Origin of the sequence: Brevibacillus reuszeri, assembly GCF_002897295.1 — a bacterium.
GTDB classification, from domain to species: domain Bacteria; phylum Bacillota; class Bacilli; order Brevibacillales; family Brevibacillaceae; genus Brevibacillus; species Brevibacillus reuszeri_A.
In genome coordinates, this window is record NZ_BEXF01000010.1 from 186,671 (window position 1) to 204,949 (window position 18,279).

Annotated in this window: 18 protein-coding genes; 6 read left to right on the top strand and 12 right to left on the bottom strand. The window is 46.6% G+C overall.

The annotated features are described in order from the left end of the window. Positions 1-36: 36 nt before the first annotated feature. On the top strand, positions 37-366 hold the full coding sequence (locus tag C3B52_RS17665) for a DUF5665 domain-containing protein (RefSeq protein WP_103107720.1): 330 nt from the start codon (positions 37-39) through the stop codon (positions 364-366). Between the two features lie 33 nt (positions 367-399). Here C3B52_RS17665 and C3B52_RS17670 read toward each other — a convergent pair whose 3' ends face one another. The 3 genes from C3B52_RS17670 to C3B52_RS17680 all read right to left on the bottom strand — a co-directional run bounded on the left by C3B52_RS17670 (position 400) and on the right by C3B52_RS17680 (position 2,582). Continuing rightward, entirely contained in the window at positions 400-1,791 is a 1,392-nt protein-coding gene (locus C3B52_RS17670; protein ID WP_103107721.1) for a hypothetical protein, read from the bottom strand. A gap of 182 nt (positions 1,792-1,973) precedes the next feature. After that, positions 1,974-2,246, bottom strand: a complete 273-nt coding sequence (locus tag C3B52_RS17675) for a hypothetical protein (protein ID WP_103107722.1) — start codon at positions 2,244-2,246, stop codon at positions 1,974-1,976. Positions 2,247-2,255: 9 nt separating this feature from the next. Then, a complete protein-coding gene (locus C3B52_RS17680; protein WP_103107723.1) occupies positions 2,256-2,582 on the bottom strand; it encodes a YlaH-like family protein in 327 nt (108 codons plus the stop codon). 414 nt (positions 2,583-2,996) lie between these two features. On the opposite strand from C3B52_RS17680, the gene C3B52_RS17685 reads away from it, so the two are divergent. Beyond that, a complete protein-coding gene (locus tag C3B52_RS17685; RefSeq protein WP_103107724.1) occupies positions 2,997-3,470 on the top strand; it encodes a glutathione peroxidase in 474 nt (157 codons plus the stop codon). An 84-nt stretch (positions 3,471-3,554) separates the two neighbouring features. Here C3B52_RS17685 and typA read toward each other — a convergent pair whose 3' ends face one another. Next, positions 3,555-5,396, bottom strand: coding sequence for a translational GTPase TypA (gene typA / locus C3B52_RS17690; RefSeq protein WP_103107725.1), 1,842 nt, complete (start codon positions 5,394-5,396; stop codon positions 3,555-3,557). Between the two features lie 135 nt (positions 5,397-5,531). Here typA and C3B52_RS17695 point away from each other — a divergent pair, with 135 nt between their 5' ends. After that, positions 5,532-6,149 (top strand): YhcN/YlaJ family sporulation lipoprotein, encoded by a 618-nt coding sequence (locus C3B52_RS17695; RefSeq protein ID WP_103107726.1) that lies wholly within the window; start codon positions 5,532-5,534, stop codon positions 6,147-6,149. Between the two features lie 89 nt (positions 6,150-6,238). Here C3B52_RS17695 and speD read toward each other — a convergent pair whose 3' ends face one another. From speD to C3B52_RS17715, 4 genes are all read right to left on the bottom strand, one after another. Further along, positions 6,239-6,646 (bottom strand): adenosylmethionine decarboxylase, encoded by a 408-nt coding sequence (speD, locus tag C3B52_RS17700; protein ID WP_103107727.1) that lies wholly within the window; start codon positions 6,644-6,646, stop codon positions 6,239-6,241. A 235-nt stretch (positions 6,647-6,881) separates the two neighbouring features. After that, the gene (locus C3B52_RS17705) at positions 6,882-7,478 is read right to left on the bottom strand and encodes a hypothetical protein (protein ID WP_103107728.1); all 597 of its coding nucleotides are present in this window, start codon (positions 7,476-7,478) and stop codon (positions 6,882-6,884) included. 347 nt (positions 7,479-7,825) lie between these two features. Continuing rightward, complete coding sequence (locus tag C3B52_RS17710) at positions 7,826-8,332, bottom strand: DUF4446 family protein (RefSeq protein WP_103107794.1); 507 nt, start codon at positions 8,330-8,332, stop codon at positions 7,826-7,828. 198 nt (positions 8,333-8,530) lie between these two features. Further along, complete coding sequence (locus C3B52_RS17715) at positions 8,531-9,130, bottom strand: hypothetical protein (RefSeq protein ID WP_103107729.1); 600 nt, start codon at positions 9,128-9,130, stop codon at positions 8,531-8,533. 224 nt (positions 9,131-9,354) lie between these two features. Between C3B52_RS17715 and C3B52_RS17720 the strand changes: the two genes are divergently transcribed. Further along, on the top strand, positions 9,355-10,005 hold the full coding sequence (locus C3B52_RS17720) for a YktB family protein (RefSeq protein ID WP_103107730.1): 651 nt from the start codon (positions 9,355-9,357) through the stop codon (positions 10,003-10,005). A 163-nt stretch (positions 10,006-10,168) separates the two neighbouring features. Here the strand turns inward: C3B52_RS17720 and C3B52_RS17725 are convergent, their stop codons facing one another. Then, positions 10,169-11,134: an NAD(P)H-dependent flavin oxidoreductase gene (locus C3B52_RS17725; protein ID WP_103107731.1), complete on the bottom strand. Its 966-nt coding sequence runs from the start codon at positions 11,132-11,134 to the stop codon at positions 10,169-10,171. Between the two features lie 167 nt (positions 11,135-11,301). Here C3B52_RS17725 and C3B52_RS17730 point away from each other — a divergent pair, with 167 nt between their 5' ends. Both C3B52_RS17730 and C3B52_RS17735 read left to right on the top strand, forming a co-directional pair. After that, positions 11,302-12,774, top strand: coding sequence for an aminotransferase class I/II-fold pyridoxal phosphate-dependent enzyme (locus C3B52_RS17730; RefSeq protein ID WP_103107732.1), 1,473 nt, complete (start codon positions 11,302-11,304; stop codon positions 12,772-12,774). 154 nt (positions 12,775-12,928) lie between these two features. Continuing rightward, the gene (locus tag C3B52_RS17735) at positions 12,929-14,896 is read left to right on the top strand and encodes a dihydroorotate dehydrogenase (RefSeq protein WP_103107733.1); all 1,968 of its coding nucleotides are present in this window, start codon (positions 12,929-12,931) and stop codon (positions 14,894-14,896) included. 72 nt (positions 14,897-14,968) lie between these two features. Here C3B52_RS17735 and C3B52_RS17740 read toward each other — a convergent pair whose 3' ends face one another. The 3 genes from C3B52_RS17740 to C3B52_RS17750 all read right to left on the bottom strand — a co-directional run bounded on the left by C3B52_RS17740 (position 14,969) and on the right by C3B52_RS17750 (position 18,270). After that, positions 14,969-17,095, bottom strand: coding sequence for an outer membrane protein assembly factor BamB family protein (locus C3B52_RS17740; protein WP_103107734.1), 2,127 nt, complete (start codon positions 17,093-17,095; stop codon positions 14,969-14,971). Between the two features lie 112 nt (positions 17,096-17,207). Continuing rightward, positions 17,208-17,333, bottom strand: coding sequence for a GapA-binding peptide SR1P (locus C3B52_RS17745; protein ID WP_103107735.1), 126 nt, complete (start codon positions 17,331-17,333; stop codon positions 17,208-17,210). Positions 17,334-17,472: 139 nt separating this feature from the next. Continuing rightward, entirely contained in the window at positions 17,473-18,270 is a 798-nt protein-coding gene (locus tag C3B52_RS17750; RefSeq protein WP_103107736.1) for an alpha/beta hydrolase, read from the bottom strand. Between the last annotated feature and the right edge of the window lie 9 nt (positions 18,271-18,279).

Consider the following 18,279-nt stretch of genomic DNA (forward strand, 5'->3'; position numbering starts at 1 on the left):
AACCTAAGTCCCATTACGGATAAGGAGGTTCATCGTATGTCACCTACAGACCGCATGCTAGCGCAAATTGATCAGATGCTACGAGAGCTACACGAAGTTCGCGAATTGAATGAACGGATGCATAAGGTAGCCATGTTTTTAGAAGATATCCGATTGGCTGATGTCATTCAAAACTATACAGCCCCGCGCAAGCTGCTCTGGATTAATTTCCTCGCAGGTCTTGCCCGGGGTCTTGGTTTAACTATCGGAACAGCCATTGTTCTCACGCTTCTTGGCTCACTGCTGACACAATTTCTTTCTGTCCCGATCATCGGTGATTTTATTCGACAGCTGGTTGAATATGTTCAATCTTATCAAAAGCCGTAAGAAAACCTCTATGCATTAAGAAACGATTAAATCTTATTTGTCATGATCTTTATCGTCATCATCGTCATCGTCGTGATCGTTCCAGTCCTGGCCATGCTTCTTCCAATATCCATACGCATTTCCATTGGGATGATTATCTTTTTGCTTCCCTTTTTCCTTTTTATCTTTCTTGTCCTTTTTATCTTTGTCATCATCGTCGTTATCATCATGATCGTCCGGGTTGACGACGACTTTTGTACTATGGAAAATGTCTGCCTGCTTCACAAGCTTGTCATCCTGATATAATTCAAAATGAATGGTTTTTGCACTGTAGGAGCGATTTTTGAATGACAGCTCGATTTCGAATTCCCCTTTGTCATTCGGCTTGACTTCATGTTTCTTTCCGTCGGGGGCAATCACGATTAATTTTGTTTTCGCTTTTTTGGACCAGCCTTCTACGGCGCCTTTGACTTGTACCTTATCATATTTCGGGTTAATGACAGCTGTTCCTGTGATTGTATAGGCTTTTGCTTCTTCTTTCACAGGAGCATTCACGATCTCCACGTCTACAGACGCTGAGTCGATTTTTTTGCCGTCCTTGTAGAGCTCAACAAGTGCTTGGCTAGGCCCTGCCTTTACATCCTTCAATGTCACGGAGAAGCTGCCAACTCCATCCCACAGCTTCTTGACATTTGCTTCTTTTTTCTCACCGTTGTAAGTCACATAGGCTTTGTCTGCGCCTTGCTTCACTACACCCTTAACCTTCAGCTCCTCTTTTTTCGCATCGAGTACTGAAACGGTATGGATGATCATGTCAGCTTCTTCGACAGCCTGCGGGATAAGCTCTACCTTCTCGCTGTCAACAATTGCCTTGCCCGCATAAGCATTAATCGTCACGTACCCTTTCGTCACCGTGTCCAATGCTGCAAAGGTAACGGTAAAGGAGTGCTCGCTCGTTGGTACGACCTCGATAGTACCTCCGTCTGGCTTGGTCACCACTACCTTGGTTACATCTGGAGTCACAATTCCTCTAACGTATACCTTGTTATCTTTTGTCTGGGCGCTTACGCTGACAATTTCCTCTTTAGATTCAGCCAAGCGAACCTCGAGCCAAATCTCGCCGTAATATTGATTGTAAATGCGCTCCCATTCTTCCTTGTTTTCTTCCATATACGTTTGCAGCTTTGTATTCAGATGAATGCTGTCCACAATGATATACAGATGGTCTGCCTGGTTTTTCAGAAGCATGTTCAGAGTGGTAGGATCGTTCTTTGCCAATTCTTTCAAATTGTAACGAGTCACTTGCTTGCCTTCGTCATTCATAACGACCTTGGTGGCGCTTGGCGAAGCAATTGAGCTTGCATTTGCCAAAAATGGTGTAACCCCACCGATAATGGTCGCCGCAGCTACAACTGCTAAAACAGGCTTGGTCATATACTTTTTCACTGGTGAATCCCCCTTCTACAATGCCAATATCATTTTGCTGCTTTGGGCACAGTTACTGACGCCAGAGGTTTGGTAAAAGTTGCATTGGAAGATAAAACAAGACTTAGTACCTACAGCAAAAAGCTCCACTCAGCATAATTTGAGCAGCTTGGCTCAATACTGGAGGAGCTTTTTTTCTTAACTTATTGATTAAACCTAGGCTCGCTTTCGATAGCTATTAGCAAGGATTCTACCATTTCTGCGGGGTATCGACTCTCCCAGGGACCCGACTCTGATAGACCGAACAATACATACCAGCCGCCTTCTTTTTTATATCCGAGCTCACGGCACAAGTGATCCTCTTGGAGCAGTTGGTGAAAAAAAGCAGCCGTAGAAAGTGCAGACTGATCTGTCGGTCTGGCGTCTGCAACCACTTGAATTTGCAGCCAATTAATCAGGGCGTCTTCCCGTTTCATGTGAATGCCTCACTTTCTTTGGGTTTGCTCTGGCTTGATTCGCAGCTTGACAATGACCAGAATCGCGATTGCTACCAACATTGCACTCTTCACTGGCAGCTGTACGTCCAAAATAGCGAAAATAAGTGCTCCTGCAAACAAGAGGACATACAGTAAAATCGTCTTGAGGATCGGCATGCGAATACGAGTAGCAAAACCCAAATAGTAAACAAGAATTAATTGAACAAACAAGATCCACGCCCGATTGTGATCGGCCCAGAGTCGAAAGCTGTCAAAAGCAGACAACTGATCTGGATTTGCTGGTACATATGTAGAAGCAAGTTGTACCCAGTCCATAATATCCCCTTTCTGTTGAGCACACGACTTGTCTTTGCTTACTCAAGCCGCGTAATTATTCCACCAGGGCATCCAAGACGGGATAGTCAAAAGGGCCTGTCCACTTCCTTTCTTCCGTCCCGTTCCCTATATACATGACATAATGTATAGATCTTCCAGAATGAAGCGAATAGTCACTTTCTGAAGAGACAGTCACTCTCCATGCAACCGCCTATTGGACCTGGCGTCCAGTCCTTTTGCGACACTTCTGTTGGTGCCCGGTGCAGCATATCAATATCTACCATTTTACTTTATCAGGTGGCCGTTGCCCTGTCAAAATTGGAAAGTGTACGAACTGCGACAGTTGCAGGCTGGCACGTCGAAAGTTGGACATGTTATGATGATGTCACTTACATAGAAAAAGGTGGGAACGAAATGAGCCTGTACGATATTTCCGCGAAAACCATTTCCGGAGAAGAAAAAACATTGGCAGACTACAAAGGGAAAGTGCTTCTCATCGTAAATACGGCGAGCCAATGCGGATTGACCCCCCAATACAAAGGCTTGCAGGAATTGCATGAGCGCTTCCATGATAAGGGGCTTGTCGTTCTTGGCTTCCCTTGCAACCAATTTGCTGGCCAAGAACCTGGCACGGCGGAAGAAATCGTCGCTTTTTGTGATCGAAACTATGGTGTTACTTTCCCGCTCTTTGCGAAAATTGACGTAAACGGACCAAATACACATCCACTGTATCAATTCCTCAAATCAAATGCACCTGACGGAGAAAATCAAGACATCGAATGGAACTTCGCTAAATTCCTCGTCGATCAAAACGGGAAGGTTGCAAAGCGAATCGGCGCACGCGTCCAGCCTGAAGAAATTGCGGCTGATATCGAAGCCCTTCTCTAAGCTAGACGCCGTTTCGTTATAGGTAAGCAAAAAGCCGCACGGTCCCTCATCAGGACGTGCGGCTTTTTCATCTCCTAGCAAGCATTATGCTTGTGGCTGTGCTTCCCAGCGTCTTTGCTTTTCATAGCGCTCGCGGTCTGATTTGTTCAGATGCTTTTTGCGCAGGCGAACAGACTGAGGAGTTACTTCACACAGCTCGTCATCATTCAAGTACTCCAGTGCTTCTTCCAGCGTCAGGAGACGTGGGGTTTTCATCTTAACTGTTTCATCCTTGGTTGCAGAACGTACGTTGGTTGCATGCTTTTCCTTACATACGTTTACGGTCAGGTCATTATCGCGGTTGTGCTCCCCAACGATCATACCTTCATATACTTCAGTACCTGCCTGGATAAACATGATTCCACGGTCTTCCACGGACATCAGGCCGTATGTGGTTGCGGTACCGGATTCATGGGAAATCAGAACACCTGCATGACGACCTCCGACTGGCCCTTGAACCAATGGGCGGTAGCTGTCAAACGAGTGGTTCAAAATGCCGTATCCGCGAGTAATGGTCAAGAATTCAGTACGGTAGCCAATCAAGCCGCGGGATGGAATGATAAATTCCAAGCGAACTTGTCCAAAGCCGTTATTGATCATGTTGACCATTTCCGCTTTGCGTTGTCCCAATGTTTCCATGACAGGACCTGTATATTCTTCTGGAACGTCAATCACCAAAAACTCGGCCGGTTCCATTTTTTGTCCGTCGATGAGACGTACGATTACTTCTGGCTTGGATACTCCGAGCTCAAAACCTTCACGGCGCATATTTTCCACCAGGATGGACAGATGCAATTCGCCGCGTCCAGATACAACAAACGCATCTGGTGAATCGGTTTCTTCCACACGAAGAGATACATCCGTCTCAAGTTCAGCCATCAGGCGATCACGCAGCTTGCGGGAAGTAACATGCTTACCTTCGCGACCAGCAAACGGGCTATTGTTGACCAAGAAGGTCATTTGCAGGGTAGGCTCATCAATTTTGAGGAACGGCAATGGATCTGGATGATCCACATGACATACGGTTTCCCCTACGTTAATATCAGCCAATCCGGCAATCGCTACGATGTCTCCAGCTTTTGCTGTTTTTTGCTCAACACGCTGCAAGCCAGAAAAACCGAACAGCTTCTGAATACGCATTTTCTTTACTTCACCATCGCGAGTAGTAACGGAAACCATTTCGTTCAGGTTCATCGTTCCGCGATAGATACGACCAATACCGATACGACCCAAGAAGTCGTTGTAATCAAGCATGGTTACTTGCATTTGAAGGGGAGCATTTTCATCTGCGTCAGGTGCAGGCATGTGTTCAATGATGGTATCAAAAAGTGGGCGCAGATCGCCTTCCAGCTTGTCTGGCTCCATACCAGCGATCCCTTGCAGTCCAGAAGCATATACGATTGGGAATTCCAGTTGATCTTCCGTTGCGTCCAGATCAATGAACAAATCGTATACTTCGTTGATTACTTCTTGTGGGCGGGCATTGTCGCGGTCAACTTTGTTCACGACAACGATTGGGGTTACTTTTGCTTCCAAAGCTTTTTTCAAAACGAAACGAGTTTGTGGCATACAGCCTTCAAATGCATCGACGATCAGCAGAACGCCATCCACCATGCTCATGATCCGCTCAACTTCTCCACCGAAGTCAGCGTGACCAGGTGTATCCAAAATGTTAATTGTAAACTCTTTGTATTTTACCGACGTGGTTTTAGCCAAGATGGTAATTCCGCGTTCGCGTTCCAGGTCATTGGAGTCCATCATTCTCTCCTCTACCTGCTGGTTGCTGCGGAACGTGCCCGATTGAATCAAAAGTTTGTCAACCAATGTTGTTTTCCCGTGGTCAACGTGGGCAATAATGGCGATGTTGCGTATGTCAAGACGCTTCATGTGAACCTCCTAGTTTAAGCATACCATTCATATTAACAGGTCGTGAAACTTGGCACAATGGGTAGTTTTTACGGCAGCCACTTCCAGAGTAGTGTGACGCAATTTCATCATACTAAGTGAAGGAGGTGTCTACCCATGAAATTGAACGGGCTTATTTGCTTTGCTGGTCTCATTGCCGTTTCTACAGCCATGGCTGGATGTGCGAACGGGGGTACAGGACCTTCTAACACCACAGTGCCCCATACACAAAATGCAGCTTATCCGAATTCACCCGCCACTCCACAGCCCCACACACTAGGTTTACATCCAGACGCGAAAGGGAACAATGCCCATAACTATCGAAATGGGTATACGTCCAATGGATTTAATCAAAACTTGTCCGACCAGCTAACGAAAGCCGCAGATGACGTCCCAGGCGTGGATAGAGCAACGGTAGCCGTGATTGGGACAGATGCTGTTATCGGTATTCGTATTCGTTCGAATTTGGGTGAACCACAAGCACGCGTAATTGAGCAGCAGGTGCACGCAGCTGCTCGCTCTGTAGCACCTACCTACAATATCCGTGTAAGCTCGGATTTTAATATGTTCAACCGAATACGCGCGATCAATGCAGACATCTATCAAGAAGCCACAAACCGCCTGCATAACGTTTACATGGATTCAAACGCTACCAATAAAGTAACGAATACCTCCACAGAGTTTCGCGAGCTGCTTCACGACATGGGGACTATTGGCATTACCCCAACTCGTTAAAAAAATCAAAGGGAAGCTTGTACGCCTGTACGATGCCCCACGTAAAAGAGGTGCGGACTCTATCCGCACCTCTTGAATACTTACATTTGTTACTTACTTGCCAATTCAGCCACTTTGATTTCTGGCTCAACTACTTGCAGTTCACCTGTTCCGCGAACTAGTTTCTTCGCGTAGGTTTTTTCCGGTTTCAGCACGGATATCAAATAGTCAATGGCAACTTGCGGGTCAACCGTCTCACCACACGTGTAGCAATCCAGAGCTGCGAATCCGCGCTCAGGATACGTATGAATGGACAGGTGGCTTTCCGAGAGAAGAACCAGTACGGTAGCACCCTGAGGAGAAAACTGCTTTGCTTGTACGCTTAATACTGTAGCACCACATGCCTCAGCAGCTTCAATCATTTCCTTTTTCAAAAACTCTGCGTCGTTCAACAAGTCAAACTGAACTCCCCATGTGTCAACAGCAACGTGTCTTCCGAAAGTCGAATACTCTTCCATCTTTCGGTTCCCCCTTCCTAACGAGTGTAATGTTAAACATCGCTAGGACCTGCGTCATTCACTAACGGGGGCGGTTTCCCTCTTGTTATCCACCCTTTAAAGTGAATCCTGGTTCCTAATCCTGTTTCCAACGAAAACAACCATACCATGCATTGGCCTAGTTTGACAATACTTTTTTCCAAGAATATCGTAGAAATAAAAAAATGGGCTGCTTTCGCACCCATTTTCTCTGCTTTTACACTTCTAATTCAAATAGACGCTGTGATAGAGTAGCCAGTCTAGCATCGATTGCTGGCAGCTTTTCAGGGGCTGATTGCTTTGCCCAGTTCCGCAAATCCAGCCAACGATCTGTTTCCAGACGAAGAGACTCTATTTCCTGTTCGCTTCCCACTTGCTGGAATAGCGATTCCAATTCATTGGTTATACTAGGCGAGGAATTTTCAAAAATGGATGTTTCCTCGTTACCAGAGAGTTCTTGAATACTTACGACAGACCCTTGATCGTAATGATACACGACCGTAAATCCATCATAAATCCGATGGACAATCCCATAGCCCCGGAACGCTTTCATTGCTTTACGCATTGCATTTGCCAGCTGTCGATCCCGGATGAGATAAGAGCTGTCACACGAGAAGCGATTTCCGACACGCAAGAAACTCAATTGAATTTCTCCGTTCTTATCGGTCAGAATAACGTCACGGTCACCATTGTCACATACCTTTACATCGACTGAAATGTGTTCATTGGTGAAGAGCGAGACGAATTGGTTCAGCTCTTCTTCATTCACCGTAAAATAGGCCTTGGCGTAATTGGTTGCTAAACGCTGTGCCATAAATATCTCCTCAATTCTTTTGGTTTGCATTGGCCAAACTTGACCGAACAATAATCCAATTGAGAGGAGATACGCTAAGTGTCAACGAACGAACGCTGTAGAACCTGGCCTTGCCCCGGGAATCGATAATCGATTTGGGTAATGAAGGCGGATCACCTACTTTTTGTATTTAACGAAAAAACCTTCCTTGACACTTCTTATTATACATCAGACGCACCCAAAAGTCTTGAGTAAAAAGCAGATGAATTCTCGCAAAATGGCTCAATATTGGGTTTTAACCGCTTGGAGGCGGAAAGAACTCCCTCATTCATACATATGCTAGCGATTTCAAAGAAATTCATTGCTATTTAGGCACCAACCTGTTGATTCATCGCTTTGCGGATCGCCGCCTGTTCTTCTTCTGACAAGTGATAAGCAGAAGTACCTGCTTCTAGCGGCTTTGCGTATACGCGTGATTCTTCTCGTCCAAAAATGCTTGTAATGACGACACCGTTTTGAGCATCATCTACGATTGCCATTGAGAAGCTCAAATCACTTCCGACGTCACCAAAAGCATTGTAACGGATAACAGCGACCTTCCCACACTGCGCCGCGATTCGTTGTGAAAGACGATTCACAATAAATTGCTGGTCATTTTGAAACTTTTTTACTTCATCGACTTGATCAAGCAACCGATGCATCCCTTCCTCCAGATTTGCACCGCCCGCTCCTGTCATAAAACGGTTGATGGATTTGCGCAGCCGGCTAATCCGAAGCGACTGCATGATGCATACGAGGAGCAAGACCACATTTAAAGCGATGACAGCCAAAAGTAGAATCCCCACATTGGAGATTTCTGATAGGAATGGTTCCAAAACATTTTCTTCCTTTCTGGTACTTGGGTACATAGTCACTTCAATCCTTTTATATTGTACCTTGGTCGCGTCGCCCATTCAAACATAGTCTTTTCCCAAACCAAAAAAAGCGACACCCTCATGTGCGAGATGTCGCTTTTTTCATTCCGTATGCCTATGTGCTAAGCTCATCGTCCTTTGGTTATCCTCCAGTCTACCTTACGCTTCCAGGAGCAGCATTTCTCGGCGGAGCTGTTTTAAGCGTTCTTTGGATTGTTTCATCTGAGTATTATCTTCTGCTTGCATCGCATCGTACAAGGTCGCCAGCTCATAGTCCAATTCCAGACGCAAAACAGGAATACGCTCTTCCAAATCACGGCGTTTCAAAGCGGCAATTACTTGATCCATAGTCACATTGAAGGATTTTTCGTAGATCACTTTTTTCTCAGCTCCTTTTATTTCCACTATTCTGATGGCTTCTCCGTAACGGATATGCTTCAGCTTGACCCTGTCGTCAAAGATTGTTCTAATGATGGCATGCCCCTGGGCTTGCAGAACAAACTTCTCCAACACTTGGGCCACACGTTTGTCATAGACAGGAATACCTGCCAAATGCAGCTTGTAGGATCCATTCACTCGCTGCATTTTCCAAGCGGACTTACCATCTGTGGTGTTCACGAGGAGGTGAAACTGCTCGGGAGACTCCTTCCACTTGACGCTCACCCCTGCTTCCACCAGGGCCTGCAACATCGCGTGCAACGTCTTGCGGTCAAACCAAACGGCCAAATTGAAATACTCCAACTCAGTGCCGAGATTCATCAAGGCTCCTCCCTTTAACAGAATACTCAGTTATCATTTTCGCTGTAAGGGAGTGAGTGGTATATCATATTATTCAGGCGAAGGTTTTGCTATTCATATCCCGGCATGTATTTTTTTCCTACGTGGTATGATATCATATGGAGGATTCCAAGCTCCCTTGACAGGGACTTTCGCCCATTTCTTCCCTTTGGCGCGATGATGTCTTAAAAAGAGGTGTTCGTTTCATGTCAGCGTTCCGTGGTTTCACGCAAGAAGATTTCGATGTTTTTACCATCGAAGGATTAGATCAGCGTATGGATGCAATCAAATCCATCATTCGCCCTAAACTGGAGGCACTCGGCCAACATTTTGCTCCCCTACTCTCTGTATCTTGCGAAAACGAGATGTTTTACCACGTGGCCAAACATGCTCGTCGCACAGTCAATCCTCCTGTTGATACATGGGTTGCATGGGCTGCTGATAAGCGTGGATACAAAAAGCATCCTCACTTTCAGATCGGTTTGTGGGGCACTCACCTGTTCGTATGGTACGCAGTGATTTATGAAGCACCCGCAAAGGCCGACATCAGCCATGCTATGAAGAAGCAGCTGGATAACATTTTGGCTCTGGTTCCGAATCATTTTCACTGGTCTCCTGACCATACTCAGCCTGCCAGCACATCACAGCAAGAGCTAGGCAAAGAAGGCGTTTTGAAGCTGGTAAATCGACTGGGTGATGTGAAAAAAGCGGAGCTCTTGTGCGGAATAACGATTGACTCCAGTGACCCGATACTGACTAACGGGGATGCACTCTTGACCCAACTGGAAGAAACCTTTTCCGTCTTGACCAAGCTGTACAACCTCAGCAACTCCGGTACATATATCGCCTCCCGATAGGTTTTTTGCAAACCTCTATCGAGGCTAATTCACACAGAAGCTTTCTATACGTTAAGATATATGCAAAAGAACAGGTCCGCTTTCTAACGAAAAGCGTCAGCCTGTTCTTTTGTTTTTGATAACGATCGCAGTGCAGGGAACCCTATCCCTTAAACAAGAAACGCTATCGTTTTTGGTACTGCTCGATGCGGCCCCATGTCTCGCTTAAATCAGTGAACATGCGCGTGAACAGCTCTTGGACAGAAGGAACGTCTTGAATCAGGCCTATGACTTGACCAGCCCAGCCAAATCCTTTTTGTTCATCTCCGTCATAAATAAAAGTGCGATTATTTTCTCCACTAATGAACGGCTTTAATTGCTCATATCCAGCTCCTTCTTGCTCAAGCTGGAGAATATGATCAGATCCAGGAGTCCGAACGACTCGTGCTGGCGCCCCCAAGGTTCGCTTGATAACCGCTGTGTCCTGCTCCGTTCCTTTTAGAATGGCTTCTTTATAAGCTGCATGGGCGTGTACACATTCTTTGGTGGCAATAAAACGTGTTCCCATCTCCACACCTTCAGCTCCCAGAGCCAAAGCAGCGAGTATTCCTCGTCCATCCCCAATGCCGCCGCTTGCCAGTACCGGAATTTTTACCGAGTCGACTACGCGCGGGATCAGCACAAACGTCCCGATGTCATCCCGTCCCAGGTGGCCGCCGCCTTCTTGTCCCACCGCCATGACAGCATCCGCGCCAATCGCTTCTGCTTTTTGCGCTTGGCGAACGGAGGCGACCAGCACCAGCTTTTTCACATCGTGTCCATCCAACCTGCGGATCAGCGGCTCAGGATTGCCTCCGGTAACAGAAATGGCTCTCACGCCTTCTTCAATGGCGACATCAAGCAATTTTTCATACGGACGATTGTATTGACCGATAGCAAAATTCACTCCGAATGGCTTGTCGGTCATGAGTCGAACCTGGCGAATTTCTTTCCGTAGTGCCTCTGCGGACGGCAAGGACATCGCTGTAATTTGTCCGAGTCCCCCAGCATTTGACACCGCGGCAGCCAAATCTGCATATGCTAGATAGGCTAATCCCCCTTGAACGACTGGATAGTCAATCTGAAGCAGTTCAGTTACTCTTGTTTTCATCCTTAATCACCTCATTTTTGTAAAGCTTCTCGTCCGTGTTCCCAAACTCCTGCTGAATGCAGCGATATTGAATAAAAATTCGCTTGCTTTCCCCCCCTATTTTGCTATACTCAATTTGTTTGTTTTTTCCCTATTTATTCTGGATTAGTAAAGCGAGGCGATCGTAAGTGAGACAAATGAAAACTCCTTTGTTCAGCGGGTTGTTGGAGCACGCCAACCGGAACCCGATTCAATTTCACATTCCGGGCCATAAGAAGGGTATGGGCATGCATCCGGCATTTCGCGAGTTTATCGGGGAGAACGCTCTGTCGATAGACCTCATAAACATTGCCCCACTGGATGACCTGCATCACCCGAAGGCGATGATCAAGGAAGCCCAAGTTTTAGCCGCCGAGGCATTCGGCGCTGACCATACATTTTTTTCAGTGCAAGGGACGAGCGGTGCCATCATGGCAATGATTATGGCAACCTGCAGCCCTGGCGACAAAATTATCGTGCCTCGCAACGTGCATAAATCTATCATGTCCGCAATTATTTTTGCAGGTGCTGTTCCTATTTTTATCCATCCAGCAATGGACGAGCGCCTAGGCATCTCTCATGGGATTACAGTGAAAGCCGTGCAAAAAGCACTAGAAGCCCATCCTGATGCCGCTGCTCTCTTAGTGATCAATCCGACCTACTTCGGGATCGCAGGCGACCTGCGTGAGATTGTGCGTACAGCACATAACTATGAGATTCCCGTTTTGGTGGATGAAGCTCACGGTGTTCACATTCATTTTCATGAAGAGTTGCCTATCTCCGCGATGCAAGCAGGTGCAGACATGGCAGCAACCAGCGTACACAAGCTTGGCGGCTCCCTGACGCAAACCTCGATCTTGAATGTACGTGAAGGATTAGTAGATGTCGATCGTGTAAAGACTGTGATGAGCATGCTGACGACGACCTCGACCTCCTACATCTTCCTGGCATCATTGGATATGGCACGCCAGCATTTGGCGCTGAACGGACATCTGCTCGCGCAGCAAGCCATGCAGCTGGCGAACAAGGCACGGGACATGATCAATGAGATTCCGCGCATTCATTGCGTTGGCAAAGAAATTTTGGGAACACCCGCTACATTTGCGATGGACCCGACCAAGCTTTTGATTCACGTCCGCGATCTTGGCATTACCGGTTGGGAAGTCGAAAATTGGCTTCGCGATAAGTACAATATCGAAGTGGAAATGAGCGACCTTTATAATATCCTCTGCTTCATCACCGCGGGCGACACTGAAGAGTCCATCAGAACCTTGGTCAATGCGCTGCGTGAGCTGTCCGTTGAATTTGCCCACGCACAAGCAGAAGACAAACCAACCATTTCACTGCCAAACATCCCGATGCTCTCCACGACACCACGTAATGCTTTTTATTCGGAAACAGAAACGATTCCTCTCGTGGAAGCAGCAGGTCGAGTCATTACGGAATTTATCATGGTCTACCCTCCAGGAATCCCGATCTTTTTGCCTGGTGAAGTCATTACAGAAGAAAACATAGCCTACATTCTCGAAAATATTCGAGTCGGCCTGCCAGTCCAAGGTCCTGAGGATGAGACATTAAAAACGATTAAAGTAGTAAAAAGACAAACCGCTATTTCAGGTTAATTCAATAGGAAGCAAAAGAAAGCTGCTGCCTCTTTTCACGAGACAGCAGCTTTCTTGCTTTCTGCTAAAACGAGGTCGTACTTCCATGCATAGACCTCGATAGACGTTTCATATAAGATGGAATTTAGGAAATAATAGGAAGGGTGCTAACGTTATGCCAGATTGGTCGTACCAAACGTTATTTCGACCACTTCTCTTTCTCTTGCCTGCCAAACAGGCACGCAGCCTGACATTGTCAGCCATCGGCATGCTAGGCAAAATTCCTGGAGGTTCGCTCATCATCGAGATCATGGGTCATATGAAGCCTCCTGCTTCGTTGTCTCGTCCGCTTGCTACACTTTCGATATCTAGCCCTATAGGACTGGGGGCCGGCTTGGATACAGATTTGAAAGCAACAGAGGCACTCTCCCGCTTTGGCTTTGGATACATCGAAATAGGCCCTGTCACCCTCCAGCCCTGCTCAGATTCTGAAGTCGTATGGAGAGCTCCAGACAGGCAAGCGATTTATTATTCCGAAACAATGGCCAATCCCGGAATGGACAACTACGTGGAACGTTTACAGAATATGCGGCAGCTCGATGTTCCTATCGGAGCCAGACTTGGCTTTTCCCGAGGTGGAAATCTCCAGGATGCTACAGCCGAACGAACTGAATTGATTCAGCAATTGGAGCCTTACTGCTCTTTTTTTACACTCGATACGTTTTCACACGATAGTCCGCCTCACGAGGACCTGGACGACTGGCTCCAGCATCTTGTCATTATGAGAAAAGTGACCGTTCATCCGCTTCTGCTTGTTATTCCACCTGACTTGCCTGAACAAGAAGCGTTAGGACTACTTACCATAGCACGTACAGCTGGCTTGGACGGTCTCGTCATAGCTGGTGGCGTCAAACATCAGATCGAAAGCCTGCATCAAGATACTACTCGCCTGACAGGTGCACCTTCTTTTGAGCGCGCCCTACAAACGTGCAGTATAATACGGTCCAATTGGCCGGATGCCACGATTGTAGGGTCAGGAGGTATACAACAGCCTGCAGATGCCCTTGCCTTTTTAGACGCAGGAGCAGATGTTGTTCAATTACATAGCGGATTGGTTTATTCAGGTCCCGGCTTACCGAAACGAATTAACGAGGCGATTTGGCAATCAAGCTGCGCTCAGACAACTCCTGATTGTATGTCTAGTGCCCCTCCCACTCGCACAAAGCGCTTGCTTTTCCCTGCCTGGGTTTGGGGGATTTTACTTGGAATCGGCATGCTGATTGGTGGCGGGCTGGCCTGGTGGATTGCTGCAACCAGCGTGATGCTGCCTTATGACGAACGATTTTTAGGGGCACGCGCCACGGAATTAAAACTGGTAAACGCCCAGCTCCTTTCATTTATGTCTCACGATCGGATCAGCCTTGCTGGCACTATGCTTTCAATCGGCGTGATTTACTTCCAGCTGTCACGTCACGGCTTGAAACATGGTCTGCATTGGGCGCGTACTGTTTTACTCATTTCTGGAGCAGTCGGATTTGCCAGCTTCTTTTTGTTTGTTGGCTATGGCTATTTTGACTACTTGCATGCTATTTTGGCCCTTTTGCTGTTTCCACTGTTTCTGATGGCGATACGTGAGCCCGCAAACATTCAACTGCTCCCTCTGCCCATCGATCTGACCAATAATCGCGACTGGAAAAATGCCTTATGGGGTCAGCTCCTTTTTGTCATTATTGGATGCGGGTTAACTGGTGCAGGCATCATCATATCGATAATTGGCGTGACAGGCGTGTTTGTCCCGTCAGATCTGGTCTTCCTCTGTGCTTCTGCTGAAGCGTTGCAAGCCTATAATGATCGCTTAATTCCGTTCATCGCTCATGATCGGGCGGGATTTGGCGGTGCACTCGTTTCTGTTGGCATTGCTGTCCTCCTGATTAGCCTCTGGGGCTTTCGACGAGGAGCGAGCTGGGTATGGTGGACATTGCTGCTCGCCGGGATTCCTGGGTTTGTGTCCGGGATCGGTATTCATTTTGCTGTTGGATATGTAGATTTTCTGCATCTGTTTCCTGCTTATGTCGCAGCTCTGCTGTTTTGGATTGGCTTGATGCTGGCGCGGCCATATCTGGTCGAAAAGAGTAATGGCTAGGTAGGCGAGTTACATCATTTATAAAAAAACCAGGCAGTTAGGATGCAAAAGAGTCCTACTGCCTGGTTTTGCTTATTCGTAAATGCGAATCAAGATATCCTCGAGGTCATCGCTGGTGAGTAGATCAATGAATCGGTCTAGGTCATCGATTGCATCTTCGACGGAAAGCTTAACCTGATCTTTTGTATTTGCGAAGAACACGAATACAAATTTGTCAGGTGTAGTGCTTTTCATTTTCTCTTTGTATGTTCCATCTGCCATCAGGTCTACCAACACGTATTGTTTGTAATCACCTGGTTCTGGCTCAGGACCTGGTCCACCGTTATCATCGTCATCATCTTGTGGCGAACTAATCGCCATTGTATAGACAGCTGGTGCTTTATCTCTGGTATCGATCCAAACAATGCGGTTTCCACCGATGCGAGGTTCAGTTACCTCTGCTTTACTGCTCCAGGAAAGATCTACGAACGATCCATCTTCCGCATCGAATAATTCATAATAAAAATCTTTGGCATTTGGCGATAGACGATTATCTTTGAAGAACACCATGTTTCTGGAGGCCTGTGGATTCATTTGGTCACGGTCTGTATAGCGCAGCAGCTCAGTAGTTCTTTCACGACTGATATTGTAAGAGAACAAATCCCAGGAATTGTTTTTATATTCACTCCAGACAACAAAGTTGTCACCGAGTGCTGCATCTTCTACTTGCACGTTTTTGACAATATCTGTTCCTCTTCCTCTGTTGATGTCGTACAAAGTGACTGTTGCTTTTCTAGAGCTTTGCTCAATAACCCAGGCAGCATAGTCTCCGTAAATATCGATGCTCAGTGGCTCGCCTTTTACCGTAGCGACACTTTCATGTGTGCCAGTTTTAAGGTCTGTGATCACAAGCTCCGGACGACGTCCCTCATTCATCCACAACAACCGGCTGCCATCAATTTTATAAATTTCATCACTTGGCTCTTGTTTCTCATCTGTATCCGTAATCTGCGTTTCTTTGCCGCGTTGGATGTCATAGGAAATGAGCGCTTTTTTGCTGTAATCGTACCAAACTACATAGCGATTGCTCACTACAGGGTGGTTTGGACTAGCGTTTGTTTTACTAATGATCTGGCTTGTCTTGTTTTTTGTATCATACAAAACGACAGCGTCATCTCGTCTAGATTCGGATAAGTAGACAACATAGCGATCGCTTCCATCAGGCTGTGACGGCTCGCCCACTACCGAACCCAATGATACGGACTCTTTTTCTTTGATATCGTAGAGGTTTAGCTGCAATACTTTGTCGCTATTTCTCTTTGCATACAGGACGTAGTTGCCATATGTACGCGGTGGATTTCCTTTGAAAATAAAAGAATCAATCTGTCTTGCTGAAGATTTGCCAAGCTCTGCGCTTCTCAAATCGCCATCTTCTACATATACATACTTGTCTTTATAAATATGTACGTAACTTTTGTCAGCAGACCCATCCGTTATCTTCTTGTTTTTGCCTGTTGTAATGTCGTATTCATAAATCTGGGTGCTTTCGCCTGCCTCATTTTCATACAGAATCGTATCGGAATATACGCTTGGGCGCAACTGGTTTCCACGTAGGGTCACTGCTGCTGTTTCTTCTTGTGTATCGATGTCATAGTAGTAGATGTCGGCATTCCCATCCCGACTGTCTTCCCATGCAATGTAGTTTTCACTAACTGTAGGGCGAATGGCTTTCCCACTTGTCGTTACTTTTTCTTCTTCACCGGAATCAATATCGTACAGGTAAATGTCTGTACCCTTGCCCGATTTGTTCGACCAGACGACATGATTATCGTCAATCTCTACATCCAAAATGGTACCCGAAGTATTGCTGATGCTCGTCTCTTTTCCCTTGGAGATATCGTAAAGAGTTACTGCTGAATCTTCATCGATCCATACCACATAATCTCCATCAACTCTCGGGCTTGTCTTTGTAGAGTTTTTGTTTCCAATCTTGGTCTCCGTATTTTTTCCCAGGTCGTATAGGGTAACCGTATTTTCGCCATCATTGATCCATACTGCATAATCCTCTGCAATGTCGAAACCAGCTTGAGAGATTTCAGGTTGGCTTTGGTTAAGCTTTACTTCTTCACCAATACTCTCTGCAAATGCCGGAGTCCCGCCCCACAGAGAGGTGACCAAAACTGCCGAGGCCAACCAACCCTGGATCGGTTTTCGCTTCATGAAACAATTCCTCCTTTTGCAACAATTTTAAACATACAGCTCTATTATCTACGATGAAGAAAAGGTTGTCAAAAAAAACAGGCCCAAAAGCTGGGCCTGATATCTTTGCAACCTATTCTTTTTCCTGTTTTTCATGGGGGCGACACTCACAGCTGCAAACAGCATAAAGCGTTTTCACCTGATTACATTCAAAATGTTCGATAATCGTCCCACAAGATTGGCATACGATAGTTCCCATTTATGTTCCCTCCGCATCCACTCGCCTAAGCAGTGTGTGATGGTCATATTCTCTGCAATGTGATGTTATATACATATTAATATGACACACTATTGGGAGTCAATACGGTAATTTTACTCATTGTTTATCGATTAGTATGTCACATTAGGTCCTTTTCACCCATCCAAGCTCCTATCTGGTGCAAGACTTGATCGCGTTCCGGCTCATTCAAAATCTCATGGCGCAAGCCCGGAAAACGCTGGAACGTGACATGGCTCCCCATTTCAATCGCGAAGCGCTCCACAGCATCAGCGTCGATAATCGTATCGTCTCCCGCCTGCAAGATCAGAACCGGAATGTCCAGCCTCCCTCTCTCTTCCCAAGCATGTGCCATCGCTCGCTCTAGCTCCTGAAACCATCTGACACTCACCTTAGGATAATTGAGCGGGTCACTTTTATAGGCCGCTTGAACCGTGCGATCTCGCGAAACCATCTCTGGAGTAATACCATTCGGAATGGCTAAGGTCGGCCACACGCGATCTAACCACCGTGCCACCTGCGCTTTCCACTCTGGCACAACGAGCCTAAGCTGCATACATGGCGAAGTTAAAATCAGCCCCGCCAGCTCCGGTCGGCGTTCAAAAACCTGGACAAACCTCGCAGCGATCAGCCCTCCCAGACTGTGTCCCATTATAAACACCGGATGCACACCTTTTGCTTCTTCTAGCGCTTCTTCTGTCCAGATGCGGACGGTTTCTATGTACTGTGAAAAAGAATCAATATGACCTCTGGCTCCTGTGGCTCGCCCCCACCCAGGCAAATCTCCCGAATAAACCGTCCATCCCTGTTGAGTAAGATATTTTGCCACATGCTCATATCTCCCGTGATGTTCTCCAGTTCCATGGATAAGTACAACCGAGCCTCTATGATTTTGGGCAGGCCATTTATGTTTAAACATGCTAATCTC